Origin of the sequence: Streptomyces sp. NPDC032940 (assembly GCF_040636935.1) — a bacterium.
Classification (GTDB): domain Bacteria; phylum Actinomycetota; class Actinomycetes; order Streptomycetales; family Streptomycetaceae; genus Streptomyces.
Genome location: NZ_JBEZVJ010000001.1, coordinates 125,133 through 150,269 on the forward strand (window position 1 = coordinate 125,133; position 25,137 = coordinate 150,269).

Consider the following 25,137-nt stretch of genomic DNA (forward strand, 5'->3'; position numbering starts at 1 on the left):
GATGACCAGCGAGGTGGAGCAGCCGGAGGCCGTGTCCGAGGCGCTCGGGTACGAGCAGGCGCGGGACGAGCTGATCGAGGTCGTACGGCGGCTGGAGGCCGGTGGTACGTCACTGGAGGAGTCCCTCGCCCTGTGGGAGCGGGGCGAGGAGCTGGCGAAGGTGTGCCGGCGGTGGCTGGAGGGCGCCCGCGCCCGCCTGGACGCGGCGCTGGCCGAGGAGACCGGGGCGGAGGACGGGGACGCGGAGGCCTGATCCCTCGCTCCCCGGCTCCCGCTGATTCCCGTCCCCTACTTCTCGCCGGCCTCGGCGAGCGTGTGGGCGACGAGCGCGTTGGCGTGCCCGTGGCCCAGTCCGTGCTCGGTCTTGAGCCAGGCGACGAGTTCCATGTGCTTGGTCAGCGGCGAGGAGCGGATCAGTTCCTTCCACTCCGCGACGGGCCGGCCGTACTTCTTCTCGATCGACGGGAAGTAGGACGCGGGGCCCTTGACGGTGCTGGTCATGTCGGTGCGATCCCCTCGGTGCGCGCGAGCTGCGGTCTGTGCCCTGTAGGACAGCGCCCGACGGGCGAAGTGATCGCCCGTCGGGCGTGACCTGCGCCACTTTCGCGACCCTTGATCGGGTGAAGCGGATCACTCCGCCTCCTTATTTGTTGAAGCTTGAACTTCTTTCGCGTAGCGTCGTCCGCGTCAACGGCTTCCGTGCCGCACCGCGCGGGGGCGACGTACACACCGAGGAAGTCCACGCATGTCTCTCGTTCTTGACCCCGCCGCCCAGGACCTGCTGTTCCGCGAGGCCCGCACCGCCAACACCTTCACCGACGAGCCGGTGACCGACGAGCAGGTCCAGGCGATCTACGAGCTGGTCAAGTACGGCCCCACCGCCTTCAACCAGTCCCCGCTGCGCATCACGCTGGTCCGCTCCCCCGAGGCCCGTGAGCGTCTGGTCCAGCACATGGCCGAGGGCAACCGGCCCAAGACCGCCGCCGCCCCGCTGGTCGCGATCCTGTCCGCCGACAACGAGTTCCACGAGGAGCTGCCGCAGCTCTTCCCGCACTTCCCGCAGGCCAAGGACGCCTTCTTCAGCGAGCGCCCCGTGCGTGAGGGTGCCGCCTCGCTGAACGCCGCCCTCCAGGCCGCGTACTTCATCGTCGGCGTCCGTGCCGCCGGCCTCGCCGCCGGCCCGATGACCGGCCTCGACTTCGAGGGCGTGCGCAAGGAGTTCCTGGACGACGACCACACCCCGCTGATGGTCGTCAACATCGGCCGCCCGGGCCCGGACGCCTGGTTCCCGCGCTCCCCGCGCCTGTCGTACGAGCAGGTCGTCACCACCGTCTGAGGCGGCCGTCCGCGCTCCTGCGCGGTCACCCGCGACACGAAGGCCCCCGGCGCTGCGCCGGGGGCCTTCGTCACAGGCGGTGGGGAGCGGCGCTCAGCCCGTCTTCAGCGCCGCCGCCATGTCGGCGAGCTGCTCGAACGAGCCGGTGCCCGCCACGACGGTCGTCGCGCCCTTGGTGCCGTCCGTGTCCTGGACCACCAGGGCGTCGTACCGGCCACCCTCGTAGCGGGTCCACGTACGGCCGCCGATCTGCTCGGTGGCGTCGGTCTTCCGCCCGCCCTGGGTGGCCTCCTCTATGAAGGCGGCCGGCTTGCCCATGGACTGCTCGACCGCCACGTACTCGCCGTCGGGGGCGCGGAAGCCCAGGTGCCAGGCGTCGTGGTCGTCGCCGCGGAACCGGACGGAGGTCGGCTTCCAGTCCTGGGACAGCCCCTCGGGCGCCGCGACGGGGTACGACGCCGCGCGGCGCGCGGTGAGCAGCTCGACCCGGTAGTCGACCCGCCTGAGGTCGGGCTCACCGTCGTCGTCGTGCGGGATGAAGAGCCAGATCACCATGCCCACGAGCACGATGACCCCCAGGGAGAGGATCATGTCTCGGGCCGTCTTCTGCTTTTTCGTACCTGCCACGCCCCTATCGTCGCAGGTCCCCGATCCGCTCATCCGTGGGGTCCCCTGCTCATTTTGTCGGACTGACGATAGAGTGCGCCCATACCCTCATCCGGCCGTCGTCGTATCAGAAAGGTGCGCTCCGATGACCGAGCATCATCATCTGCCGTCCGAGTTGGACGTCCCCTCAGAGGCCCCCGACCGCAACCTCGCCCTGGAGCTCGTCCGGGTCACCGAGGCCGCGGCGATGGCCGCCGGCCGCTGGGTCGGGCGCGGTGACAAGAACGGCGCCGACGGTGCCGCGGTGCGCGCCATGCGCACCCTCGTCTCCACCGTCTCGATGAACGGCGTCGTCGTCATCGGCGAGGGCGAGAAGGACGAGGCCCCGATGCTCTTCAACGGAGAGCAGGTCGGGGACGGGACCGGCGCCGAGGTCGACATCGCCGTCGACCCGATCGACGGCACCACGCTGACCGCGAAGGGCATGACCAACGCGATCGCCGTGCTGGCCGCCGCCGAGCGCGGCTCCATGTTCGACCCGTCGGCCGTGTTCTACATGGACAAGCTGGTCACCGGCCCGGAGGCCGCCGACTTCGTCGACATCAACGCGCCCGTGTCCGTGAACATCCGCCGGGTGGCCAAGGCCAAGCGGCGCACCCCCGAGGACGTCACGGTCGTCATCCTCGACCGGCCCCGGCACCAGGACCTGATCAAGGAGGTCCGGGAGACCGGCGCCCGGATCAAGCTGATCTCCGACGGCGACGTGGCCGGCTCCATCCTGGCGCTGCGCGAGGGCACCGGCATCGACCTGCTGCTCGGCATCGGCGGCACGCCCGAGGGCATCATCTCGGCCTGCGCCGTGAAGTGCCTGGGCGGCACCATCCAGGGCAAGCTGTGGCCGAAGGACGACGAGGAGCGGCAGCGCGCGATCGACGCCGGGCACGACCTGGACCGGGTGCTGACCACCGACGACCTGGTCTCCGGGGACAACGTCTTCTTCGTCGCGACCGGCATCACCGACGGCGAGCTGCTGCGCGGCGTGCGCTACCGCTCCGAGACGGCCACGACCGACTCGATCGTGATGCGCTCCAAGTCGGGCACGGTGCGGCGGATCGACTCGGAGCACCGGCTGAGCAAGCTGCGTGCCTACAGCGCGATCGACTTCGACCGGGCGAAGTGACGCCGTCGGGTTCGCGGGGCGCCTTCCGGAGCGGGGGGTGCTGTCGCGTGGCGGGTGCGGGCGCGTCGTGGCTTGTCGCGCAGTTCCGCGCACCGCTGGCGGCGTGACCCGTCCCGGCATGAGTAGGGGCACCCTCTGTGCGGAGAGGGTGCCCCTTCGTCGCGTCGGGGGTCAGCCGGCCGCGGCTATGCGGCCCGCTGCGGGGCGGGCCGTCTTCTTCAGCTCCAGGTCGCGGCGCCGGCGCCGGGCCAGGACCACTCGGCGCTCGGCGGCGGTGAGGCCGCCCCAGACGCCGTACGGCTCGGGCTGCAGGAGCGCGTGCTCGCGGCATTCGACCATGACCGGGCAGCGGGCGCACACGCGCTTGGCCGCCTCCTCGCGGGAGAGCCGGGCGGCGGTGGGTTCCTTGGAGGGTGCGAAGAACAGTCCGGCCTCGTCGCGCCGGCACACCGCCTCGGTGTGCCACGGAGCGTCTTGGTCCCTGTCCCGCACGGGCACCCGCTGGGCCGGAACGGCAGCTACCTGCAGGGACGAATGCGGCGGTTGCAGCACGGTCTACTCCTGACGACGGCTTCGCGAGCGAGAGACGATGCGTCAGGCTTACCCGCTGTGCGCGCGCCTATGCACTGGGTTCCGTACCGCCACGGGCGCCGCGCTACACGTGCTTGCGCAAACCCTTCTCGACCTTGCGCTGCACCCGGTCGAGGATGTCCGCGACGAGCTTGCCCCTCTTCGGGCGCGCCTCGACGCTGCCCAGCACGGCCCAGCCGTCCACATAGATGACGGGGGCGTCGGCCTCGGCGGAGTCGAGGGTGTCCACCTCGAAGCTGCCGAGCACGCCGCCGCCCGCGCCGCGCAGCGACACGTTCTCCGGGACCCTGACCTCGACGCTGCCGAAGACCGCGAACGCCTTGATCACGACCTGCTGGTGCTCGAAGAGCGCCTCGCTGAGGTCGATCTCGACGCTCCCGAAGACCGCGTACGCGTGGATACGGCGGCTCGCGCGCCGACGGCCCCTGCGGACGGCGCTGCTGAACACCGCCACCACGTTCTCCTCGGGGTCGGCCGGGATCGCGCCGAGGGTGGGGCGGTCGGGTGCCGGGGCGGCGGTGCCGCTCCGGCCCCCGTGCGCGGCGGGCAGGTCGCGCACGAACACGTCCAGCTCGCCGACCGTCTTGGCGGCCAGCACGCCTTCCACGCGCTCGGCGTGCTCCTCGGCGGTCAGCCGTCCCTCGGCGAGCGCCTCGCGCAGCATGTCGGCGATGCGGTCGCGGTCGGCGTCCGAGGCGCGCAACTCGGTGACGTGCGGCGCCGGGTCCGCGGGCGGCTGTCGGTCGTGCTTCTGAAGGTCCACGTCAGGCAGCGTACCGAAACGCGATAGATCGCGACCAGGGGTGGGGACGACCTTGTCGCGCTCCGCCGTCTGCTCACGTGCCCCGCCTCTACTGAGCCTTACCTCACAAGCTCGCCGCGGACGACAGGTTTTACGCTGGTGGACGCTGCCAACGGAGGCCAGCCGTCGTTGCTGAGGAATCCAGCCGCGCGTGATGTCGAGTGAGGAATGGGCGAGATGCCTGAGTTCGCGTACACCGATCTGCTCCCCCAGGGCGAGGACACCACTCCGTACCGGCTGGTGACCGCGGAGGGCGTCTCCACCTTCGAGGCCGACGGGCGGACGTTCCTCAAGGTGGAGCCGGAGGCGCTGCGCAAGCTGGCCGAGGAGGCCATCCACGACATCCAGCACTACCTGCGCCCGGCCCACCTGGCGCAGCTGCGCCGCATCATCGACGACCCCGAGGCGTCGGGCAACGACAAGTTCGTCGCCCTGGACCTGCTGAAGAACGCGAACATCGCGGCGGCGGGCGTGCTGCCGATGTGCCAGGACACCGGCACGGCGATCGTGATGGGCAAGCGCGGCCAGAACGTGCTGACGGCGGGCGGCGACGAGGAGGCCCTGAGCCGGGGCATCTACGACGCCTACAAGAACCTGAACCTGCGCTACTCGCAGATGGCCCCGCTCACCATGTGGGAGGAGAAGAACACCGGCTCCAACCTCCCGGCCCAGATCGAGCTGTACGCGACCGACGGCGGCGCCTACAAGTTCCTGTTCATGGCGAAGGGCGGCGGCTCGGCCAACAAGTCGTTCCTGTACCAGGAGACCAAGGCCGTCCTGAACGAGTCCTCCATGATGAAGTTCCTGGAGGAGAAGATCCGCTCGCTGGGCACGGCCGCCTGCCCGCCGTACCACCTGGCGATCGTCGTCGGCGGCACCTCGGCCGAGTACGCGCTGAAGACCGCGAAGTACGCCTCCGCGCACTACCTGGACGAGATCCCGGCCGAGGGTTCGGCGCTCGGGCACGGCTTCCGGGACAAGGAGCTGGAGGAGAAGGTCTTCGAGCTGACGCAGAAGATCGGCATCGGCGCGCAGTTCGGCGGCAAGTACTTCTGCCACGACGTGCGCGTGGTGCGGCTGCCCCGGCACGGCGCGTCCTGCCCGGTCGCGATCGCCGTGTCCTGCTCCGCCGACCGGCAGGCGGTCGCGAAGATCACCGCCGAGGGCGTCTTCCTGGAGCAGCTGGAGACCGACCCGGCGCGCTTCCTGCCGGAGACGACGGACGAGCACCTCGACGCCGACGGTGACGTCGTCAAGGTCGACCTCAACCAGCCCATGGACGACATCCTGGCCGAGCTGACGAAGCACCCGGTCAAGACCCGGCTGTCGCTGACCGGCCCGCTGGTCGTGGCGCGCGACATCGCGCACGCCAAGATCAAGGAGCGGCTGGACGCGGGCGAGGAGATGCCGCAGTACCTGAAGGACCACCCGGTGTACTACGCGGGTCCCGCGAAGACGCCGGAGGGGTACGCGTCCGGGTCCTTCGGACCGACCACCGCCGGGCGCATGGACTCCTACGTGGAGCAGTTCCAGGCGGCGGGCGGCTCCAAGGTGATGCTGGCGAAGGGCAACCGCAGCAAGCAGGTCACGGACGCGTGCGACGCGCACGGCGGCTTCTACCTCGGCTCGATCGGCGGCCCGGCGGCCCGGCTCGCGCAGGACTGCATCAAGAAGGTCGAGGTCGTCGAGTACGAGGAGCTCGGCATGGAGGCGGTCTGGAAGATCGAGGTCGAGGACTTCCCGGCGTTCATCGTGGTGGACGACAAGGGCAACGACTTCTTCCAGGACCCGGCGCCCGCGCCGACGTTCACGACGATTCCGGTGCGGGGGCCGGGGCTGGCGTAGCCCGCACCGCTCCTCGGCCGGCGAAAGGCCGGTCCGGACGCGTCCGGGCCGGCCTTTCCCCTCTCCTCACTTGTCCGGATAACGAACACACGGTTCTTCTTTCGGACAACCTTCCGTCCCGGGCGTCCGTTCCATTGACTGCCCCGGCTCCCGCTGTGAGTCTTTCGCCGCTCCGACATGTACACGCCATGCGTACATGACCTGCGTGGCCACCCCTCAGCCACTTCTGGAGGACCGAAGGTGAAACGAAGATTCGCCGTGGCGAGCCTGTCCCTCGCCGTCGTGCTCGGCCTCGGCACACTCCCCGCCGTCGCCGCCGGCTCCGCGCCCGCCGCCGTCCAGCCGCCCGACATCGACGTGACGAAGGTGAAGGCGCACCTGACCGAGCTGAACTCCATAGCCGGACGCAACGGCGGCACCCGCCGCTCGACCGGCCAGGGATACCGCGACTCCGTCGCCTACGTGAAGGGCAAGCTGCAGGCGGCCGGTTACACCGTCACCGAGCAGCCGTGCACCTCCGGTTGCAGCAGCGGCGCCGGGCCCAACCTGATCGCCGAGTGGCCGCACGGCGACGCGGGCGACGTGTCCATGTTCGGCGCCCACCTCGACAGCGTCTCGGCGGGCCCCGGCATGAACGACAACGGCTCGGGCTCGGCCGCCCTCCTGGAGAACGCCCTGACCCTGGCACAGCAGAACCCGACGATGAAGGGCCGGGTCCGCTTCGCCTGGTGGACCGACGAGGAACAGGGACTCAACGGCTCCGACTTCTACGTCCGCTCGCTCTCCTCGGCGCAGCGGTCCGCGATCACGGCGTACTACAACTTCGACATGGTCGCCTCCACCAACGGCGGCTACTTCATCAACCACGTCACCTCGGCCGCCGCCGCGCCGATGAAGGCGTACTGGGACTCGCTGGGCCTGCAGCCCGAGGAGAACACCGAGGGCGCCGGGCGCAGCGACGACTACTCGTTCGAGCAGTACGGCATCCCGACCTCCGGCTACGCGATGGGCGCCAGTGCCCGCAAGACGTCCGCGCAGGCCGCCAAGTGGGGCGGCACCGCCGGGTCCTCGTACGACCCGTGCTACCACCGGTCGTGCGACAACCTCGACAACATCAACACCACCGGCCTGGACCGTGCGTCGGACGGGATCGCGCACACCATCTGGCAGCGCGCCGTGGACACCGGCGGCGGGGACGGCGGCTGCGACACCGACCCCGTCGCCAACGGCGGTTTCGAGAACGGCAGCGCGCCGTGGACCGGGGACACCGGCACGATCGGCGCCCACTCGGGCCAGTCGGCGCACTCCGGGACCCGCTTCTCGTGGCTCGCCGGTTACGGTTCCACGCACGCCGAGTCGGTCGGCCAGACGGTGACCGTGCCGGCCGGGTGCACCCGGCTGACGTTCTGGCTGCACATCGACACCGACGAGTCGGGGTCGACGGCGTACGACACCTTCAGGGTGAAGGCCGACGGCACCACGCTCGCCACCCTGTCCAACGCCGACGCCCAGAGCGGCTATGTGCAGCGCGCGGTCGACCTCGGCGCGTACGCCGGCCGGCAGGTGGTGCTGAGCTTCACCGGCAGCGAGGACGGCAGTCTGCAGACCAGCTTCGTCCTGGACGACGTGAGCCTGCGGGAAGGCTGACCCGCGGCGGCCGGCCCGTCCGTGGGCCGGCCGCCGAACCGTCTCCCGGCCACGCCGCGGACCCTGCACCCGTTCGGCCGGGTCCAGGAACATCCGTCCCGCCCCGCACGCTGTACCCGTCATGAGCGACTACCGCATCGAGCACGACTCCATGGGCGAGGTCCGCGTTCCCGCCCACGCCAAGTGGCGGGCGCAGACGCAGCGTGCCGTCGAGAACTTCCCCGTCTCCGGGCAGCGGATCGAGCGCGCCCACATCGAGGCGCTCGCGCGGATCAAGGGCGCCGCGGCCAAGGTCAACGCCGAGCTGGGGGTGCTCGACGAGGACGTCGCCGCGGCGATCCGGGCGGCGGCCGGTGAGGTGGCCGAGGGGAAGTGGGACGAGCACTTCCCCGTGGACGTGTTCCAGACGGGGTCGGGGACCTCGTCCAACATGAACACCAACGAGGTCATCGCCACCCTGGCGACCGAGCGGCTCGGCCGGGACGTGCACCCCAACGACCATGTCAACGCCTCCCAGTCGTCCAACGACGTCTTCCCGTCGTCGATCCACATCGCCGCCACCGCCGCCGTGAGCCGGGACCTGATCCCCGCGCTGGACCACCTCGCCGCCGCCCTGGAGCGCAAGGCCGCCGAGTTCGCCGACGTGGTGAAGTCCGGGCGTACGCATCTCATGGACGCCACGCCCGTCACCCTGGGCCAGGAGTTCGGCGGGTACGCGGCCCAGGTGCGGTACGGCGTCGAACGGCTCCGGGCGTCGCTGCCCCGGCTCGCCGAGCTGCCGCTGGGCGGCACCGCCGTCGGCACCGGGATCAACACCCCGCCCGGGTTCTCCGCCGCCGTCATCGAGGAGGTGGCCCGCGCGACCGGGCTGCCGCTGACCGAGGCGCGCGACCACTTCGAGGCGCAGGGCGCGCGGGACGGCGTCGTGGAGACCAGCGGGCAGCTGCGGACCATCGCGGTCGGGCTGACGAAGATCGCCAACGATCTGCGGTGGATGGCGTCCGGGCCGCGCACCGGGCTCGCGGAGATCTCGCTGCCCGACCTCCAGCCGGGGTCGTCGATCATGCCGGGCAAGGTGAACCCGGTGATCCCGGAGGCGGTGCTCATGGTCGCCGCCCAGGTCACCGGCAACGACGCGACCGTCGCCGCGGCCGGTGCGGCCGGCAACTTCGAGCTCAACGTGATGCTTCCGGTCATCGCCAAGAACGTGCTGGAGTCGGTGCGGCTGCTCGCCAACGTCTCGCGGCTGCTGGCCGACCGGACCGTCGACGGCATCGTCGCCCACCGCGACCGGGCCCGCGAGTACGCCGAGTCCTCGCCGTCCGTGGTCACGCCGCTCAACAAGTACATCGGGTACGAGGAGGCCGCCAAGGTCGCCAAGAAGGCGCTCGCGGAACGCAGGACGATCCGTCAGGTGGTGCTGGAGAACGGGTACGTCGAGCGCGGCGACCTCACCGAGGAGCAGCTGGACGAGGCCCTGGACGTGCTGCGGATGACCCGCCCCTGACCGGGCGCGCGCCGTGCACGCGGGCGCTCCTCGAGATCGCCCCCGCATCGGGTGGCCAGGGCACCTAATATCTGTCCATGGCAGACGGTGAAGCGGTGAGCGAGGCGGCACGGGCGGGCGGTCCGGCCGCCCCGGCGGGATTCTGGGCGCCCGGCAGTCAGATCCTGTGGCGCTACCGGGAGAACGCCGGCCGGCACTTCCACATCGCACGCCCCGTCACCGTCGTCCGCGACGACGCCGATCTGCTCGCCGTGTGGATGGCGCCCGGCACCGAGTGCGTGAAGCCGGTCCTCGCCGACGGCACCCCCGTGCACCTGGAGCCGCTGGCCTCGCGCTACACCAAGCCGCGCACCGTGCAGCGCGGCCGCTGGTTCGGCACCGGCGTACTGAAGCTGGCCCGGCCCGGCGACCCCTGGTCGGTGTGGCTGTTCTGGGACCCGGGCTGGCAGTTCAAGAACTGGTACGTGAACCTGGAGGAGCCGCTGACCCGTTGGGAGGGCGGCGTCGACTCCGAGGACCATTTCCTGGACATCACCGTGCAGCCGGACCGCAGCTGGCACTGGCGGGACGAGGACGAGTTCGCGCAGGCCCAGCGGGACCGGCTGGTGGACTCCGCTCTCGCCGAGCAGGTGCGCCGGGCGGGCCGCGCGGCCGTAGAGGTGATCCGGGCCTGGGGGCCGCCGTTCTCGGACGGCTGGGAGCAGTGGCGGCCCGATCCGTCCTGGCCGGTGCCGTCGCTGCCCGGCGACTGGGATCGCACCCCCGCGCACGTGTCCCCATGAGACCCTTGATGCGCCCCCGGGCAAGAAACGTAGGATCGTCCTCCGCAAGGACGCGCAGCGGCAACCGGCGGAGCGTGCACTGTGCTTGACCGATCGTCACCGAGGGGCGGCAGGACGTGAGCGAGGGGTACGAGGGCAATACCGGTACGGGTCGCCGACGGCCCTCCGGTGGCACAGAAACAGCCTCTGACCACGCGGGAATTCCGTTCCTCGGGCGCCTCTTCGGGGTATCGGGATTCCTGCGGGACGAACTGCACGCGCCGCGCGCAGTCCCGGACGGATGGATTCGACACGCGTGACGGAGCACCCGACCTCCTTCGAACGCCCACCGACGGGCGCCGACCCCGCGGACTCCCGCGGGGCGTTCCCGCGTGCGCCCGTGGCGCCACGGCCCCCCGAGGCCGCCTTACCGGCACAGGGGCGCGCCGGACAGACGCCGCCCGTCGCCGGCGCGGCCGCCTTCGAGCACTCCCAGCCGGGCGCGGAGCACTCCGCCGAGCCCGGCACCCATCGCCCGCGGCCCGCCGCCGAGGGCGTCCCGGTCCAGCCGGGCGGTGCCCAGACGGGGGCGGAGGCACCGGCGGGGCAGGGCGGCCGGGGCACGGTCCCCGAGCCGGACCGGCGTACCGGGCAGCCCACCGCGCCCGGACGGCCCACGCCGATGCGGCGGGACGGGGACCGGCTGCGGTTCGTCGGCGCCGCGACCCGGCGGATCGCCCGGGGCATGGACCTGGACGAGATCGTCATGGGGCTGTGCAGGGCCACCGTGCCGACCTTCGCGGACGCCATCCTCGTCTATCTCCGCGAGCCGCTGCCGGTCGGCGACGAGCGGCCCACCGGCCCGCTGGTGCTGCGGCTGCGCCGCACCGACCGGATACCGGCCGAGCGGGACACCGAGGGCGGTTTCCTGCCGGCCGCGCAGCCCGAGCCGTCCGAGCTGGAAGCGGTCGGCTCCGAGCTGTGCGAGGTGCGGCCCGGCAGCGCGCTGGCCGAGGTGCTGCGCGGGGTGCGCCCGGTCTTCACGGACACCGCGGCGGCCCGTGCCGCCCTGCCCGACCTGCTCGGTGACGGCGGCGAGTTCGCCGTGCCCGGCGGCCGGCGCGCGATCCTCGCACCACTGCGCGGCCGCCGCCGGGTGATCGGGGCGGCCCTGTTCCTGCGCGGCCCGGAGCGCATCCCCTTCGAGGGCGACGACCTGCTGGTCGCCGCCCAGCTCGCCACGCACAGCGCGCTGGGCATCGACAAGGCGGTGCTGTACGGGCGCGAGGCGTACATCGCCGACGAGCTCCAGCGCACGATGCTCCCGGAGAACCTGCCGCGCTGCACCGGCGTACGGCTGGCCTCCCGCTATCTCCCGGCCGCCGAGACGGCGCGGGTCGGCGGCGACTGGTACGACGCGATCCCGCTGCCCGGCAGCCGGGTCGCGCTGGTCGTCGGGGACGTCATGGGCCACTCGATGACGTCGGCGGCCATCATGGGCCAGCTGCGGACCACCGCGCAGACCCTGGCCGGGCTCGACCTGCCGCCGCAGGAGGTGCTGCACCACCTGGACGAGCAGGCCCAGCGCCTGGGCACCGACCGCATGGCGACCTGCCTGTACGCGGTGTACGACCCGGTCACACACCGGATCACCGTCGCCAACGCCGGCCATCCGCCGCCCGTGCTGCTGCACCTGGGCGGCCGGGCCGAGGTGCTGCGGGTCCCGGCGGGCGCCCCGATCGGCGTCGGCGGGGTGGACTTCGAGGCCGTGGAGCTGGACGCCCCGGCCGGTGCCACCCTGCTGCTCTACACGGACGGCCTGGTCGAGTCCCGGCTGCGGGACGTGTGGACCGGCATAGAGCAGCTGCGGGAGCGCCTCGCGGCGACCGCGCAGCTCACCGGGCCGGACCATCCACCGCCGCTGGAGGCGCTGTGCGACGAGGTGCTGGACATGCTCGGCCCGGGCGACCGGGACGACGACATCGCGCTGCTCGCCGCCCGCTTCGACGGCATCGCGCCCAGTGACGTGGCGTACTGGTGCCTGGAGCCGGAGGACGCGGCCCCTGGCAAGGCCCGGCGGCTGGCCCGGCGCGCCCTGTCCCGCTGGGGCCTGGAGGAGCTGACGGACTCGGTGGAGCTGCTGGTCAGCGAGGTCGTGACCAACGCCGTGCGGTACGCGACCAAGCCGGTCTCGCTGCGGCTGCTGCGCACCGACGTACTGCGCTGCGAGGTCGGCGACGACGTGCCGCAGCTGCCGCGGCTGCGGCAGGCGCGGGCCACGGACGAGGGCGGGCGCGGGCTGTACCTGGTGAACCGGCTGGCCCGGCGCTGGGGCGCGACCCGGCTGAGCACCGGCAAGGTGGTCTGGTTCGAGCTGAACCGGGGCTGAGCGGCACGGGGAAAGGGCGCCCGGTGACGTACACCGGGCGCCCTTTCACGTCCCCGCCGAAGGCCGAAGGCCGAACGTCCGGCGGGCTACTGCTCGCGCCGGTCGCTGTCCGGGAACAGCGGGTCGTCCGGCTCCGTGGACGGTCCGCCCGTCGACGGCTGGGTGGACGGGCTGTCGGACGGGGACGTCGACGGAGACTCCTCCGGCTCCTCCTCCGTCTCCTCCTCGGTCGGCTCCTGCGAGGTGGGCTCCTCGCTCGGCGTCTCCTCGGCGGTCTCCTCCTCCGAGGGCGACTCGGACGGCGACTCGCTGACCGTGGGCGAGGTGCTGGGCTCGACCTCGACGCCCTCCTTGGCCTCCAGGTCGAACTCCGTGACCTCGTCCATCACCCCGAAGGTGTACGCGGCCCAGATCTGCGCCGGGTAGGCGCCGCCGTTGATGCGGGGCTCGCCGAGCGCCTTGTACATCGGCACCTGGGCGGAGGTCTTGGAGTCCTCGCCGAACATGCCGACGGAGGTGACCAGCCCGGGGGTGAAGCCGGTGAACCAGGCCGACCGGTTGTAGTCGGACGTACCCGTCTTGCCGGCCACCTCCTGGCCCTCGCGCATCGGGTTCTCGCGCACGGACTTCCGGGCCGTGCCGTCGTCGACCACCCCGGTCAGCACGGACGTCACCGTGTCGGCGGCCTCGCGGCTGATGACCTGGTCGCCGATCGGGTCGGGGAACTCGACCTCGCGGGTGTTGTGCTCCACCGACTTCACGACGGCCGGGGTGACCTTCTTGCCGTGGTTGTCGAGGGTGGCGTAGACGCCGGCCATCTCCAGCGGGCTCGCGCCCATGCTGCCCAGGGTCTGCGCGGGGACGGGGTCCATGCCCTCGGTCTCCATGCCGAGCTTGCCGGCGACCTTCACGACCTCGGACATGCCGACGTCGACGCCCATCTGCGCGAAGACCGAGTTGACCGACTGGTTCATCGCCTCCTGGACGTCGATGTCGCCGTAGTCGTGGTGGTCCTCGTTCTCCGGGGCGAAGCCGACTTCCTTGCCGTCGTCCACCACGGGGCGCTCGCTGGTGCCGTCGTACATGGTGTTCGCCGTGATCGGCACGCCGTCCTGCGTCTCGGCGTCCTCGTCCACGGCGGCGGCGAGGATGACCGGCTTGAAGGTGGAGGCGGGCTGGTAGTCGTCGCGGGTGGCGTTGTTGCGGAAGTGCTTGACGTAGTCCACGCCGCCGTACATCGCCACGACCGCGCCCGTCTTCGGGTCCACGGAGACGGCGCCGGCCTGGATGTCGGCGTCGACGTCGCGCTTCTCGGGGTCCAGCTTGCTGGTGAGCTGCTCCTTGACGGCCTTCTCGAGCGCCGCCTGCTTCTTCTTGTCGACGTTGAGCGTGACGGTCCAGCCGCCGGCCTCGACCATCGCCTCGGCCTGCTTCATGTCCTCGGCGGTGCCGCCGGCGACGAGCTGCTTCTTGAGGGCGGTGTTGGCGGCCTCGACCAGGTATCCGGTCTGGCCCTCCATGCCGGGTGCGGGCTTGGGCTCCAGCGGGACCGGGAACTTCATGGCCCGGCGGTCGCTCGGGCTGAGCCACTTCTGCTCGACCATGTTGTCCAGGACGTAGTTCCAGCGCTCCTGGACGAGCTTCTTGCCGGTGTCGCTGGCGATCGCCCAGTCGTACTGGTTGGGCGCCTGGAGCAGCGCGGCGAGGTAGGCGCCCTGCTCGACCGTGAGGTCCTCGGCGTCGACGCGGTAGTAGGCCTGGGCGGCGGCCTGGATGCCGTAGGCGCCGCGGCCGTAGAAGCTGGTGTTGATGTACCCGGCGAGGATGTAGTCCTTGGGCTTCTCCCGGTCCAGTTTCAGGGAGATGACCAGCTCCTTGAGCTTGCGGGAGACGGTCTGGTCCTGCGTCAGGTAGTAGTTCTTGACGTACTGCTGGGTGATCGTCGAACCGCCCTGCGCGCCCTTGCCGGAGAGTGTGTTGAGCACACCGCGCGCGGTGCCCTTCAGGTCGACGCCGGAGTCCTTGTAGAAGGTCTTGTTCTCGGCGGCGACGAAGGTGTGCTGCACGTCCTTGGGGACCTTAGACAGGTCGACGATCTCGCGGTTGTAGCCCTTGCGGGCCATGATCGAGCCGTCGCTGTACTTGTAGACGTTGCCCTGCCGCTGGGCGTCGGCGTTGCCCTCGGGGATGTCGATCACCATGTAGAGCACGATGAAGGCGCCCATGCCGAGCAGGATCAGGCCGAAGAAGGTGCCGAGGATCTTCTTCCAGGTGAAGAGCCGGCGTATGAGGCTCCGGTCGGCCGTCGGCGACGAGCGGCGACGGCTCGGCGCCGCGCGGCGGCCACCGCGCTGGCGCGCTCTTCTCTCTTCCGCTCGTCCCATGGGTCCGATCCGCTCCGATTCGGTCGTGTGCGCTCACCCGTCGCACCGCTCAGGTCAGCTCAGAAAGCTAACACCGGGAGATATGGCAAACGGCCGCGGATCCGCCCTTGTGCGGACGTGAGAATCAGCACCCGTTCCATGGGAACCGACGTACGAACGGGGTTCAGGGTTGTCATGACTGGGAAAAGTGATATCACTTAGATAGGGTTCAGACATCACCGGTGCGTGCGAGCGCACCTCGCGAGAAACGGGGGACCACCCATGTCCGCACACGAGACACCGCAGGCCGGAGCCGATGTGCCGCAGATGCCGGCACCGCGGGTGCGGGAGACCCAGGCACCCAGCATCGGCGGCGGGCTCGCGCTGCTGCTGGGGCTGCTGGGGCTGCTCGTCGGCGCCGGGCTGATCGCGACCGCCACGGCGGTCTCGGCGACCGGGGCGAAGGCCGCACTGATCGTCGGGGGCATCGTGATCGCCCTGGCGGCGTTCCTGGCGATGTGCGGGCTGAACATGGTGGCGCCCGGTGAGGCCCGCGTGGTGCAGCTCTTCGGCCGGTACCGGGGCACGATCCGGCAGGACGGACTGCGCTGGGTCAACCCCTTCACCTCCCGCACCAAGATCTCGACGCGGGTGCGCAACCACGAGACGGCCGTCCTCAAGGTCAACGACGCCTACGGCAACCCGATCGAGCTGGCGGCGGTCGTGGTGTGGCGGGTGGAGGACACCGCGCAGGCCACCTTCGAGGTGGACGACTACATCGAGTTCGTCTCCACCCAGACCGAGGCGGCCGTGCGGCACATCGCCATCGAGTACCCCTACGACGCCCACGAGGAGGACGGCCTCTCGCTGCGCGGCAACGCCGAGGAGATCACCGAGAAGCTCGCCGTCGAGCTGCACGCGCGCGTGGAGGCGGCCGGCGTGCAGATCATCGAGTCCCGCTTCACGCACCTCGCGTACGCGCCGGAGATCGCCTCGGCGATGCTCCAGCGACAGCAGGCCGGCGCGGTGGTCGCGGCACGGCGGCAGATCGTGGACGGCGCGGTCGGCATGGTGGAGGCGGCGCTCGTGCGGATCAGCGAGCAGGGCATCGTGGAGCTGGACGACGAGCGGAAGGCGGCGATGGTGTCCAATCTGATGGTCGTGCTGTGCGGTGACCGCGCAGCCCAGCCGGTCCTGAACACGGGGACGCTCTACCAGTGACGGCTCCGTCCGAGGGCGAGGCCCCCAAGCGCCGGCCGCAGCAGCGCAAGCAGGTGCTGCTGCGGCTGGACCCGCAGGTGTACGAGGCGCTGGCGCGGTGGGCGGGCGACGAGCTGCGCTCGGCCAACGCGCAGATCGAGTTCCTGCTGCGCAGGGCGCTCGCCGAGGCGGGCCGCCTGCCCGGGGACACCGGGCCGCTGCCCCGCCGGGGACGCCCCCCGAGGGGCGGGCCGGACGCCGCGCCGCCACCGTGACCGGCCGCGCCGCCGCACCCCGCGGAGGCGCGGCCTCCGCCGTAGCGGAACCGTGACAAACGGCTCCGACCTGCGATCCCGTGCCCTGCGCCACCCTCTCTGCACACCGCGTATACATAGGGCGTATACACCATGTGTAGAGTGCGGGACATGTCCATCGGTCACACCCTCCTGGGGCTCCTGGAGTCCGGGCCGCGCCACGGTTACGACCTGAAGCGCGCCTTCGACGAGAAGTTCGGTCACGACCGGCCGCTGCACTACGGCCAGGTCTACTCGACGATGTCCCGCCTGCTGAAGAACGGCCTCGTCGTGGTCGACGGCATCGAGGCGGGCGGCGGTCCCGAGCGCAAGCGGTACGCGATCACCGACGCCGGGATCACCGACGTGCAGCAGTGGCTCGCCACGCCGGAGAAGCCCGAGCCGTATCTGCAGTCCACGCTGTACACCAAGGTCGTCCTCGCGCTGCTCACCCACCGCGACGCCGCCGACCTCCTCGACACCCAGCGCTCGGAGCACCTGCGCAGCATGCGCATCCTGACCGACCGCAAGCGCAAGGGCGACCTCGCCGACCAGCTGATCTGCGACCACGCCCTGTTCCACCTCGAGGCCGACCTGCGCTGGCTGGAGCTCACCGCCGCGCGCCTCGACAAGCTCCGTGAGGCGGTGGCCCGATGACCCATCCCGCAGGTTCCCTGCTCTCGGCCGAGAAGCTGACCAAGGCCTACGGCCCGACCCTGGCCCTCGACGGCGCCGAGTTCTCCATCCACCCCGGCGAGGTCGTCGCCGTGATGGGCCCGTCCGGCTCCGGCAAGTCGACGCTGCTGCACTGCCTCGCCGGCATCGTGCCGCCCGACTCGGGCACGATCACGTACGACGGGCGCGAGCTGTCCGCCATGACCGACGCCCAGCGCAGTGCGCTGCGCCGCTCGGAGTTCGGTTTCGTCTTCCAGTTCGGCCAGCTCGTGCCGGAGCTGACCTGCGTCGAGAACGTCGCCCTGCCGCTGCGCCTGAACGGCACCTCCCGCAAGGAGGCCGAGCGGACCGCGCTGAGCTGGATGGAGCGGCTGGAGGTCGACGGCCTGCGCAAGAAGCGGCCCGGTGAGGTCTCCGGCGGCCAGGGACAGCGGGTCGCGGTCGCGCGGTCGCTGGTCACGAGCCCGCGCGTGCTCTTCGCCGACGAGCCGACCGGCGCGCTGGACTCCCTCAACGGCGAACGCGTGATGGAACTGCTCACGGACGCCGCCCGCTCGACCAACGCCGCCGTCGTCCTCGTCACCCACGAGGCGCGGGTGGCCGCCTACTCCGACCGCGAGGTCGTCGTACGGGACGGGAAGTCCCGGGACATGGAGCGGGCCGTATGAACGCGCGCCGCTGGGCCGCGGACCTGGGGATGGGCTTCCGGTTCGCCTTCACCGGCGGGCGCGAGGGCTGGACCCGGGCCCTGCTGACGGCCGTCGGCGTCGGCCTCGGGGTGGCCCTGCTGCTGCTGACGACGGCGATCCCGAACGCGCTCGCCGTCCGGCACGAGCGGGAGGCCGCGCGCACCGACATCACGTTCACCGACGACCGGCCCGCCAAGGGCGACGACACCCTGATCGTCGCCAATGTCGACACGGACTTCCGCGAGGAGACCGTCCGGGGCCGCGCCCTGGACGTCGAGGGGCCCCGCGCCCCGCTGCCGCCGGGCGTCGACAGGTTCCCTGCGCCGGGCGAGATGGTGGTCTCCCCCGCGCTGAAGGAGCTGCTGGAGTCGGACTCCGGCAAGCTGCTGCGGGACCGGCTGCCGGAGCGGATCACCGGCACGATCGGGGAGAGCGGGCTGATCGGCTCGCAGGAGCTCGCCTTCTTCCGGGGCGCCGACGACCTCGCCCCGCACATCGACAGCGGCCGGATCGTCCGCATCGACCACTTCGGCGACCCCGATCCGGTGCCCGAGGACGCCGACCCGGTGCTCTTCCTGCTCGTCCTCGTCGTCTTCGTGGTGCTGCTGATGCCGGTGGCGGTCTTCATCGCCGCGGCCGTGCGGTTCGGCGGCGAGCGGCGTGACCGGCGGCTCGCGGCGCTGCGGCTGGTGGGTTCCGACAGCCGCATGACCCGGCGGATCGCCGCCGGCGAGGCGATGGCGGGCGCGGTGCTCGGACTCCTGTTCGGCGCCGGGTTCTTCCTGATCGGGCGTCAGCTGGCCGGTACGGCCGAGGTCTACGACATCAGCGTCTTCCCGAGCTACCTCGACCCCTCGCCCGTGCTGGCGCTGCTGGTGGCGGTGGCGGTGCCGGCCGCGGCCGTCCTGGTGACGCTGTTCGCGCTGCGCGGGGTGGTCATCGAGCCGCTCGGCGTGGTGCGCACGGCCAGGCCCGCGCGCCGGCGCCTGTGGTGGCGGCTGCTGCTGCCGGTGGCCGGTCTGGCGATGCTGTACCCGATGGTCGGCCAGGGCCGCGGCAACGGCGACTTCAACCAGTACCTGGTGACCGGCGGCGTCGTCCTGCTGCTGGTCGGCGTCACCGCGCTGCTGCCGTGGATCGTGGAGACGGTCGTCGCCCGGCTGGGCTCCGGCGGCGTCGCCTGGCAGCTCGCGGTGCGCCGGCTCCAGCTGAGCAGCGGCACGGCGGCCCGCATGGTCAACGGCATCGCGGTGGCAGTCGCCGGCGCGATCGCCCTGCAGATGCTCTTCTCGGGCGTGGACGACGACTACACCAAGAGCACCGGCAAGGACATCGCGCAGGCGCAGATGGAGGTGTCCCTGCCCGGTGCGGCCGGGGTGTCGGACGCCGCCCGGAAGTTCCGGGACACCCCTGGTGTCCGGGCCGTCTTCTCCTACTCCGAGGGCTACGTGGGCGACCGCCGCACGGACGCGGAGAACTCCACGACGGTGACCGTGGGCGACTGCGCCTCGCTGCGCGAGATGGCGACGCTGACCTCGTGCGCCGACGGCGACGTGTTCGCGGTGCGCGACGCCGAGTGGGACACCGGGGTCGACGTGATGACGCTGGCGAAGGCCGGGCGGACGCTGTACCTCGACCCGTCGTACGAGGGGAGCCCGAGGAGCCTGGAGATCCCCTGGAAGGTGCCGTCGGGCGTCAAGGAGGCGGCGCCGCGCAGGGGGCTGCTCGCGGGGATCGACCGGGGCGGCTTCCTGATCACGCCGAAGGCGCTGCCGGGCTCCCTCGCCCCGGCGCTGGACGGCCACGCCTATCTCCGGCTCGACGAGTCGGTGCCGGACGTGCACGATCGGGTGCGGAACACCGCCGCCGCCGTCGACCCGCTGGCGTACCCGATGGTCTGGACGGCCACCGAGCGCACCGACCGGTTCGAGGCCATCCGCACCGGGCTGTTCGTCGGCGCCGCGTGTGTGCTGGCGCTCATCGGCGCGAGCCTGCTGGTCTCGCAGCTGGAGCAGCTGCGCGAGCGCAGGAAGCTGCTGTCGTCCCTGGTCGCCTTCGGAACCCGGCGCCGCACGCTGAGCCTGTCGGTGCTGTGGCAGACCGCGATACCGATCGCGCTGGGCCTGGTGCTGGCCTCGGTGGTCGGCCTGACGCTGGGCACGGTGCTGCTGAAGATGACGGACACCCCGGTCAGCGTCGACTGGGCCGGCGTCCTCGCGATGACCGGCATCGGCGCCGGGGTCGTCCTGGTGGTGACCCTGGCCAGCCTGCCGCCGCTGCTGCGGCTGATGCGGCCGGAGGGTCTGCGCACGGAGTGATCCGCCCCGCCCCGGGCCCGGACGCGGCACGCACATCGTGCCCGTCCGGGCTCCCGTGCGTCCGGGGCCGCGTCGCGGGCAGCTTCAGCCGCGGACGGTGCGCACCGGCAGGTCCTCCATCGCCTCCCGCAGCGCCCCCGCCAGCTCCTCGTACTCGGCGGAGCGGGCCGCGCCCGTGCGCATGGCGAGGGCGACGCGGCGGGTGGGAGCCGGTTCGGCGAAGGAGCCGGTGAGGAGCTGGCTGGAACGCGAGGTCTCCACGCGGACCGCCGTGCGCGGCAGCAGCGTCACGCCGAGCCCGCCCGCCACCAGCTGCACCAGCGTCGCCAGGCCGGCCGCCGTGGTGGTCGCCGGGACGTCCGCACGGCCGGCCTCGCGGCAGATGTCGAGCGCCTGGTCGCGCAGGCAGTGCCCCTCGTCGAGCAGCAGCAGATGCAGCTCGCGCAGCACACCGCGCTCGATGCCCTCCCGGCCGCCGAGCCGGTGGTCGAGCGGGGTGACGAGCACGAAGTCCTCGTCGAAGAGCGGGAGTTCGGTGACGCCGGGCACTCCGAGCGGCACCGCGAGCAGCAGCAGGTCGAGGCGTCCGGAACCGAGGCCGTCCAGCAGGCTGGCCGTCTGCTCCTCGTGGACCTGGAGGTCGAGGTCGGGGTAGCGGTCGTGGACCAGTCGCAGCACCGTCGGCAGCAGGTACGGCGCCACGGTCGGGATGACGCCGAGCCGCAGCGCACCGGTGAACGGCGCCCGTACCGCCTCCGCCTCCTCCAGCAGCGCCCCGACCTCCGCGAGGACCGCCTTCGCGCGCACCGCGAGCCGCTCCCCCGCGGGCGAGAGCAGCACCTTGCGCGTCGTACGCTCCAGGAGGGTGACACCGAGTGTCTCCTCCAGGGCCGAGACGGCGCCGGAGAGCGCGGGCTGGCTCATGCCGATCGCGGCGGCGGCGTCGCGGAAATGCAGGTGCTCGGCGACCGCGGCGAAAGCCCGCAGCTGGGCGAGGCTGGGCTGCCTCTTCTTACCGGTCACTAATAGCCACCTCCGATCAACTCGACCGAGTGTAGCTATTTCACTAATCAATGCACTGTGTGCCAACATCAATAACGTCCAACCCATGGGAAACACTCGCAAAGCGGGTGTTTCTTCGCTGCAAGGAGAGCGCGTGCTCACTGTCGGTGACAAGTTCCCCGAGTTCGATCTGACCGCCTGCGTCTCGCTGGAGAAGGGCAAGGAGTTCCAGCAGATCAACCACAAGACCTACGAGGGTCAGTGGAAGGTCGTCTTCGCGTGGCCCAAGGACTTCACCTTCGTGTGCCCGACCGAGATCGCCGCCTTCGGCAAGCTGAACGACGAGTTCGCCGACCGTGACGCCCAGGTCCTCGGCTTCTCCGGCGACTCCGAGTTCGTCCACCACGCCTGGCGCAAGGACCACCCGGACCTGACCGACCTGCCGTTCCCGATGATGGCGGACTCCAAGCACGAGCTGATGCGCGACCTCGGCATCGAGGGCGAGGACGGCTTCGCCAAGCGCGCCGTGTTCATCGTGGACCAGAACAACGAGATCCAGTTCTCCATGGTGACCGCCGGCTCGGTCGGCCGTAACCCCAAGGAGGTCCTGCGGGTCCTCGACGCCCTGCAGACCGACGAGCTCTGCCCGTGCAACTGGAGCAAGGGCGACGAGACCCTGGACCCGGTCGCGCTGCTGGCCGGGGAGTGAGCTGACATGTCCCTCGACTCCCTGAAGTCCGCCATACCGGACTACGCCAAGGACCTGAAGCTCAACCTGGGCTCGGTCATCGGCAACTCCGACCTCCCGGCGCAGCAGCTGTGGGGCACCGTGCTGGCGACCGCGATCGCCTCGCGCTCCCCGATCGTGCTGCGCGAGCTGGAGCCGGAGGCGAAGGCGAACCTCTCGCCGGAGGCGTACACGGCCGCCAAGTCGGCCGCCGCCATCATGGCGATGAACAACGTCTTCTACCGCACCCGGCACCTGCTGTCGGACCACGAGTACGGCACCCTGCGCGCCGGTCTGCGGATGAACGTCATCGGCAACCCGGGCGTCGACAAGGTCGACTTCGAGCTGTGGTCCTTCGCGGTGTCCGCGATCAACGGCTGCGGCATGTGCCTGGACTCGCACGAGCAGGTGCTGCGCAAGGCCGGGATCGACCGCGAGGTCATCCAGGAGGCCTTCAAGATCGCCGCGGTGATCGAGGCCGTCGGCGCCACGCTGGACGCCGAGGCGGTTCTCGCCCAGTAGTCCCGCCGCGCCCGGCACGAAGGGCCCCGCTCACCGTCCCCGGTGGGCGGGGCCCTTCTGCGTCGCTACGCCGGGGGCGTGTCCGCCGGCGGCTCGGTCTCCACGGGGTCCGGGCGCGGTCCGGCCGCCGGGGACGCGTCCAGCGACGTCGCGCCGCGCGGCCTCGGCGCCTGCCGTACGGAGGCCTCGCGGGAGTAGGCCCGCAGATAGCCCACGACGGTGTTCGTCACCGCGACCAGCGGTACGGCGACCACCGCGCCGCCGATGCCGGCGATCATGCCGCCGGCGGCCACCGAGAGCACCACCGCGAGCGGGTGGACCCGCACCGCGCGCCCCAGGATGAACGGCTGCAGGATGTGGCCCTCGATCTGCTGCACGACCAGCACCACGGCGAGCGTCATGACCGCCGCGAACATGCCCTGCGTCACGAGCGCCACGACCACCGCGAGGGCGCCCGAGACCACGGCGCCGACGAGCGGGATGAAGGCGAACAGGAAGATGAACACGGCCAGCGGCACGGCCATCGGCACGTCGAGGAAGTAGATGCCGAGGCCGATGAAGATGGCGTCGATCAGCGCGACCACGACCGTGCCGCGTACGTACGCGGTCAGCGTCCGCCACGCGCGGGGGCCCGCTCCCGCGACACCCGGCCGGGCCGCGGCCGGCACCAGCTTCAGCGTCCACTGCCAGATGCGCTTGCCGTCGTAGAGCAGGAACAGCGTGGAGAAGGCGGCCAGCAGGATGCCGGTGAGCGCCTCGACGACGACCGTGACGCCCTCGAGTCCCGCGGAGGTTATCTGGTCGGTGTTGGCGCCGACCGCGTCGCGCAGGCTCTTCGCGATCTCGTTGATCTGCTTGTCGGTGACGTGGAAGGGGCTGTTCAGCAGCCAGTTCCGCAGTTCGTCGATGCCGTCCTGGACCTGGTCGGAGAGGTTGTCGATGTTCTCCATGACCTGCCAGGTGACGAACCAGCCGATCAGGCCCATCACCACGAAGCCGAGGATGGCGGTCAGCGCGGTGGCCGGTCCGCGGGGCACCCCGTGCCGCCGCAGCCAGGCCACCGAGGGCTGGAGCAGGGCCGTGATCAGCAGGGCGGCCACGAACGCCAGCACCACCAGCTGCACGGCGCTGATGACCTTCATCAGCACCCAGAGTGTGCCCGCGAGGACCAGCAGCCGCCAGCCGGCCTCCGCCGCGACCCGCACGCCCCAGGGCACCGCCTGCGCGGGGTCGGGGCGTTCCCTGACGAGGGCCTGGTACTCCACGGGTCCGTGCCCGGCGAGTACGTGGTCGGTGTCCGGCGAGGACACCGGGCCCGGGGCCTGTCCCGGAGCGACGCCGTCGTCCTCGAGGTCCTCGCGCTGCGCCTCGGCGCGACGCTGGTCCAACTGCCTGCTCATCCGGGTCAGTCCGGCACCCAGCCGGCCGAGCCACCCTGGCACTCGCGACATGATCCGTCCTCTTCCCCCGTCTGTCCCCACCACTCCCCCCTGGAGTCGTTCCGGTCCGACCGTACATGGCGGGAGCACGAAAGCCCCTCACCGTAGGACGGTGAGGGGCTGTGCGGGGTTGAGCGGCGGCCGGAGCCGGGTCCGCTCAGTACCAGTGGTTGTTCTGCCAGAACGCCCAGGCGTCGCACGGGCTGCCGTAGCGGCTGTCCATGTAGTTGAGGCCCCACTTGATCTGGGTGGCCGGGTTGGTCTGCCAGTCGGCGCCCGCCGAGGCGTACTTGCCCGCCGGAAGGGCCTGGAAGAGGCCGTAGGCGCCCGAGGAGGCGTTGACCGCACGGTAGTTCCAGCTGGACTCGTGGTCCACGATGTTGCTGAAGCACTGGAACTGGCCGCTCGGCACCATCTGACGCGCCATCGCCTGGATCTGGCTGACGGTGTAGGAGCTCTGGACGGCGAAGGTCGTGGCGTCGCGCTCTGCGTCGCGGCTGGCGGCCTCGCGCTCCGCCTCACGCTTCTTGGCCTCTTCGGCCGCCTTCTTCGCCTTCTCCTGCTTGGCGACGGCGGTCTCGGCGGCAGCCTTGCGGGCCGCCTCCTCGGCGTCCTTCTTGGCGCTCGCGTCCGCGGCGATGGCCTGTACGTCGGCCTGCTGCGTCAGGGACGCGGTCTGCACCTGCGCCTGCTCGCCCATGGGGATGTCCGCGAGCAGCGTCGTGCCCGCTGCCATCGCCTCCGCGTCGTTGTTCTGCGCGGTGCTGCCCGAGGCAACGCCGACGACGCTTCCGACTGCGGTGACCGCCGTGGCCGAGGCCACTGCGAATCCCCGGACCGAGATCCGGCTCACACGGTTTCCTTCCAGCATCGCCCGCTTCGGTGACCCTCGCGGACGCAATCGTGCCCCTGGCACTGGCCTCCCCAACTACGGGTCACGGGAGGCACGGGCCCGGTGGACAACTCCCTCGACGGGAGCGCCGCGTGGTGCTCGGGCGGCATACGACGCTGCTATGGAGTTGGAACGGTGCTTCTGTGGTGCCGTACCGCTGGCGGTACAGATGTGTCGTATGCGGGGCCTGACAGGAATGAGACTCTGCCGTAACCCGACGGGATGAGGCAATCCAGAGTTGCGTGTGAAAGCTCACATCCCGTTTGGCCCTGGGATTTTCGAGAAAGCTCCGCGCGCGAAGACGCCGCCCGGCTAGGCTCTTGGCCTTTCCGGACGGCGTCGACTCGGGCAAC

Annotated in this window: 23 protein-coding genes; 15 read left to right on the forward strand and 8 right to left on the reverse strand. The window is 71.3% G+C overall.

The window, feature by feature from the left end:
* Position 1 precedes the first annotated feature (1 nt).
* The gene (locus AB0E77_RS00550) at positions 2-253 is read left to right on the forward strand and encodes an exodeoxyribonuclease VII small subunit (protein WP_361563469.1); all 252 of its coding nucleotides are present in this window, start codon (positions 2-4) and stop codon (positions 251-253) included.
* Between the two features lie 35 nt (positions 254-288).
* Here the strand turns inward: AB0E77_RS00550 and AB0E77_RS00555 are convergent, their stop codons facing one another.
* On the reverse strand, positions 289-501 hold the full coding sequence (locus AB0E77_RS00555) for a DUF4287 domain-containing protein (protein ID WP_361563472.1): 213 nt from the start codon (positions 499-501) through the stop codon (positions 289-291).
* Between the two features lie 244 nt (positions 502-745).
* Here AB0E77_RS00555 and AB0E77_RS00560 point away from each other — a divergent pair, with 244 nt between their 5' ends.
* Positions 746-1,336 (forward strand): malonic semialdehyde reductase, encoded by a 591-nt coding sequence (locus AB0E77_RS00560; RefSeq protein WP_361563474.1) that lies wholly within the window; start codon positions 746-748, stop codon positions 1,334-1,336.
* Between the two features lie 93 nt (positions 1,337-1,429).
* Here AB0E77_RS00560 and AB0E77_RS00565 read toward each other — a convergent pair whose 3' ends face one another.
* The gene (locus AB0E77_RS00565) at positions 1,430-1,963 is read right to left on the reverse strand and encodes a DUF4245 domain-containing protein (protein ID WP_361563477.1); all 534 of its coding nucleotides are present in this window, start codon (positions 1,961-1,963) and stop codon (positions 1,430-1,432) included.
* 124 nt (positions 1,964-2,087) lie between these two features.
* Between AB0E77_RS00565 and glpX the strand changes: the two genes are divergently transcribed.
* Positions 2,088-3,122, forward strand: a complete 1,035-nt coding sequence (gene glpX / locus AB0E77_RS00570; RefSeq protein ID WP_189228867.1) for a class II fructose-bisphosphatase — start codon at positions 2,088-2,090, stop codon at positions 3,120-3,122.
* Between the two features lie 171 nt (positions 3,123-3,293).
* On the opposite strand, the gene AB0E77_RS00575 is transcribed toward glpX, so the two are convergent.
* Positions 3,294-3,674, reverse strand: a complete 381-nt coding sequence (locus AB0E77_RS00575) for a WhiB family transcriptional regulator (protein WP_361563480.1) — start codon at positions 3,672-3,674, stop codon at positions 3,294-3,296.
* A gap of 103 nt (positions 3,675-3,777) precedes the next feature.
* The gene (locus AB0E77_RS00580; protein ID WP_361563483.1) at positions 3,778-4,476 is read right to left on the reverse strand and encodes a DUF1707 domain-containing protein; all 699 of its coding nucleotides are present in this window, start codon (positions 4,474-4,476) and stop codon (positions 3,778-3,780) included.
* Positions 4,477-4,692: 216 nt separating this feature from the next.
* On the opposite strand from AB0E77_RS00580, the gene AB0E77_RS00585 reads away from it, so the two are divergent.
* From AB0E77_RS00585 to AB0E77_RS00605, 5 genes are all read left to right on the forward strand, one after another.
* Positions 4,693-6,360: a fumarate hydratase gene (locus AB0E77_RS00585; RefSeq protein ID WP_361563486.1), complete on the forward strand. Its 1,668-nt coding sequence runs from the start codon at positions 4,693-4,695 to the stop codon at positions 6,358-6,360.
* Between the two features lie 240 nt (positions 6,361-6,600).
* Positions 6,601-8,007, forward strand: a complete 1,407-nt coding sequence (locus AB0E77_RS00590) for a M28 family peptidase (RefSeq protein ID WP_361563489.1) — start codon at positions 6,601-6,603, stop codon at positions 8,005-8,007.
* Between the two features lie 121 nt (positions 8,008-8,128).
* On the forward strand, positions 8,129-9,514 hold the full coding sequence (locus AB0E77_RS00595; protein ID WP_361563492.1) for a class II fumarate hydratase: 1,386 nt from the start codon (positions 8,129-8,131) through the stop codon (positions 9,512-9,514).
* Positions 9,515-9,591: 77 nt separating this feature from the next.
* On the forward strand, positions 9,592-10,296 hold the full coding sequence (locus AB0E77_RS00600) for a DUF402 domain-containing protein (protein ID WP_361563495.1): 705 nt from the start codon (positions 9,592-9,594) through the stop codon (positions 10,294-10,296).
* Between the two features lie 280 nt (positions 10,297-10,576).
* Positions 10,577-12,664, forward strand: a complete 2,088-nt coding sequence (locus AB0E77_RS00605) for a SpoIIE family protein phosphatase (protein WP_361563497.1) — start codon at positions 10,577-10,579, stop codon at positions 12,662-12,664.
* A gap of 86 nt (positions 12,665-12,750) precedes the next feature.
* Here AB0E77_RS00605 and AB0E77_RS00610 read toward each other — a convergent pair whose 3' ends face one another.
* The gene (locus AB0E77_RS00610) at positions 12,751-15,048 is read right to left on the reverse strand and encodes a transglycosylase domain-containing protein (RefSeq protein ID WP_361563500.1); all 2,298 of its coding nucleotides are present in this window, start codon (positions 15,046-15,048) and stop codon (positions 12,751-12,753) included.
* A 261-nt stretch (positions 15,049-15,309) separates the two neighbouring features.
* On the opposite strand from AB0E77_RS00610, the gene AB0E77_RS00615 reads away from it, so the two are divergent.
* The 5 genes from AB0E77_RS00615 to AB0E77_RS00635 all read left to right on the forward strand — a co-directional run bounded on the left by AB0E77_RS00615 (position 15,310) and on the right by AB0E77_RS00635 (position 20,202).
* Positions 15,310-16,248 carry an SPFH domain-containing protein gene (locus AB0E77_RS00615; RefSeq protein WP_361563502.1) on the forward strand — a complete coding sequence of 313 codons (939 nt, stop codon included), beginning with the start codon at positions 15,310-15,312 and terminating at the stop codon, positions 16,246-16,248.
* A complete protein-coding gene (locus AB0E77_RS00620; protein ID WP_361563505.1) occupies positions 16,245-16,502 on the forward strand; it encodes a hypothetical protein in 258 nt (85 codons plus the stop codon). The genes AB0E77_RS00615 and AB0E77_RS00620 overlap by 4 nt, the downstream gene beginning before the upstream one ends.
* A 150-nt stretch (positions 16,503-16,652) precedes the next feature.
* Positions 16,653-17,177 (forward strand): PadR family transcriptional regulator, encoded by a 525-nt coding sequence (locus tag AB0E77_RS00625; RefSeq protein ID WP_217141267.1) that lies wholly within the window; start codon positions 16,653-16,655, stop codon positions 17,175-17,177.
* Entirely contained in the window at positions 17,174-17,863 is a 690-nt protein-coding gene (locus AB0E77_RS00630) for an ABC transporter ATP-binding protein (protein ID WP_361563507.1), read from the forward strand. Before AB0E77_RS00625 ends, AB0E77_RS00630 begins: the two co-directional genes overlap by 4 nt.
* Positions 17,860-20,202 (forward strand): ABC transporter permease, encoded by a 2,343-nt coding sequence (locus AB0E77_RS00635; RefSeq protein WP_361563510.1) that lies wholly within the window; start codon positions 17,860-17,862, stop codon positions 20,200-20,202. Before AB0E77_RS00630 ends, AB0E77_RS00635 begins: the two co-directional genes overlap by 4 nt.
* Positions 20,203-20,286: 84 nt before the next feature.
* On the opposite strand, the gene AB0E77_RS00640 is transcribed toward AB0E77_RS00635, so the two are convergent.
* A complete protein-coding gene (locus AB0E77_RS00640) occupies positions 20,287-21,225 on the reverse strand; it encodes a LysR substrate-binding domain-containing protein (RefSeq protein ID WP_361563512.1) in 939 nt (312 codons plus the stop codon).
* Positions 21,226-21,358: 133 nt separating this feature from the next.
* Between AB0E77_RS00640 and AB0E77_RS00645 the strand changes: the two genes are divergently transcribed.
* Positions 21,359-21,913 (forward strand): peroxiredoxin, encoded by a 555-nt coding sequence (locus AB0E77_RS00645; protein ID WP_361563515.1) that lies wholly within the window; start codon positions 21,359-21,361, stop codon positions 21,911-21,913.
* 6 nt (positions 21,914-21,919) lie between these two features.
* Positions 21,920-22,453, forward strand: coding sequence for an alkyl hydroperoxide reductase (locus AB0E77_RS00650; protein WP_361563518.1), 534 nt, complete (start codon positions 21,920-21,922; stop codon positions 22,451-22,453).
* 65 nt (positions 22,454-22,518) lie between these two features.
* On the opposite strand, the gene AB0E77_RS00655 is transcribed toward AB0E77_RS00650, so the two are convergent.
* Together AB0E77_RS00655 and AB0E77_RS00660 are read right to left on the reverse strand one after the other, a co-directional pair.
* Entirely contained in the window at positions 22,519-23,904 is a 1,386-nt protein-coding gene (locus AB0E77_RS00655) for an AI-2E family transporter (RefSeq protein ID WP_361563520.1), read from the reverse strand.
* Positions 23,905-24,049: 145 nt separating this feature from the next.
* The gene (locus AB0E77_RS00660) at positions 24,050-24,745 is read right to left on the reverse strand and encodes a transglycosylase SLT domain-containing protein (protein ID WP_361563523.1); all 696 of its coding nucleotides are present in this window, start codon (positions 24,743-24,745) and stop codon (positions 24,050-24,052) included.
* Positions 24,746-25,137: the final 392 nt, after the last annotated feature.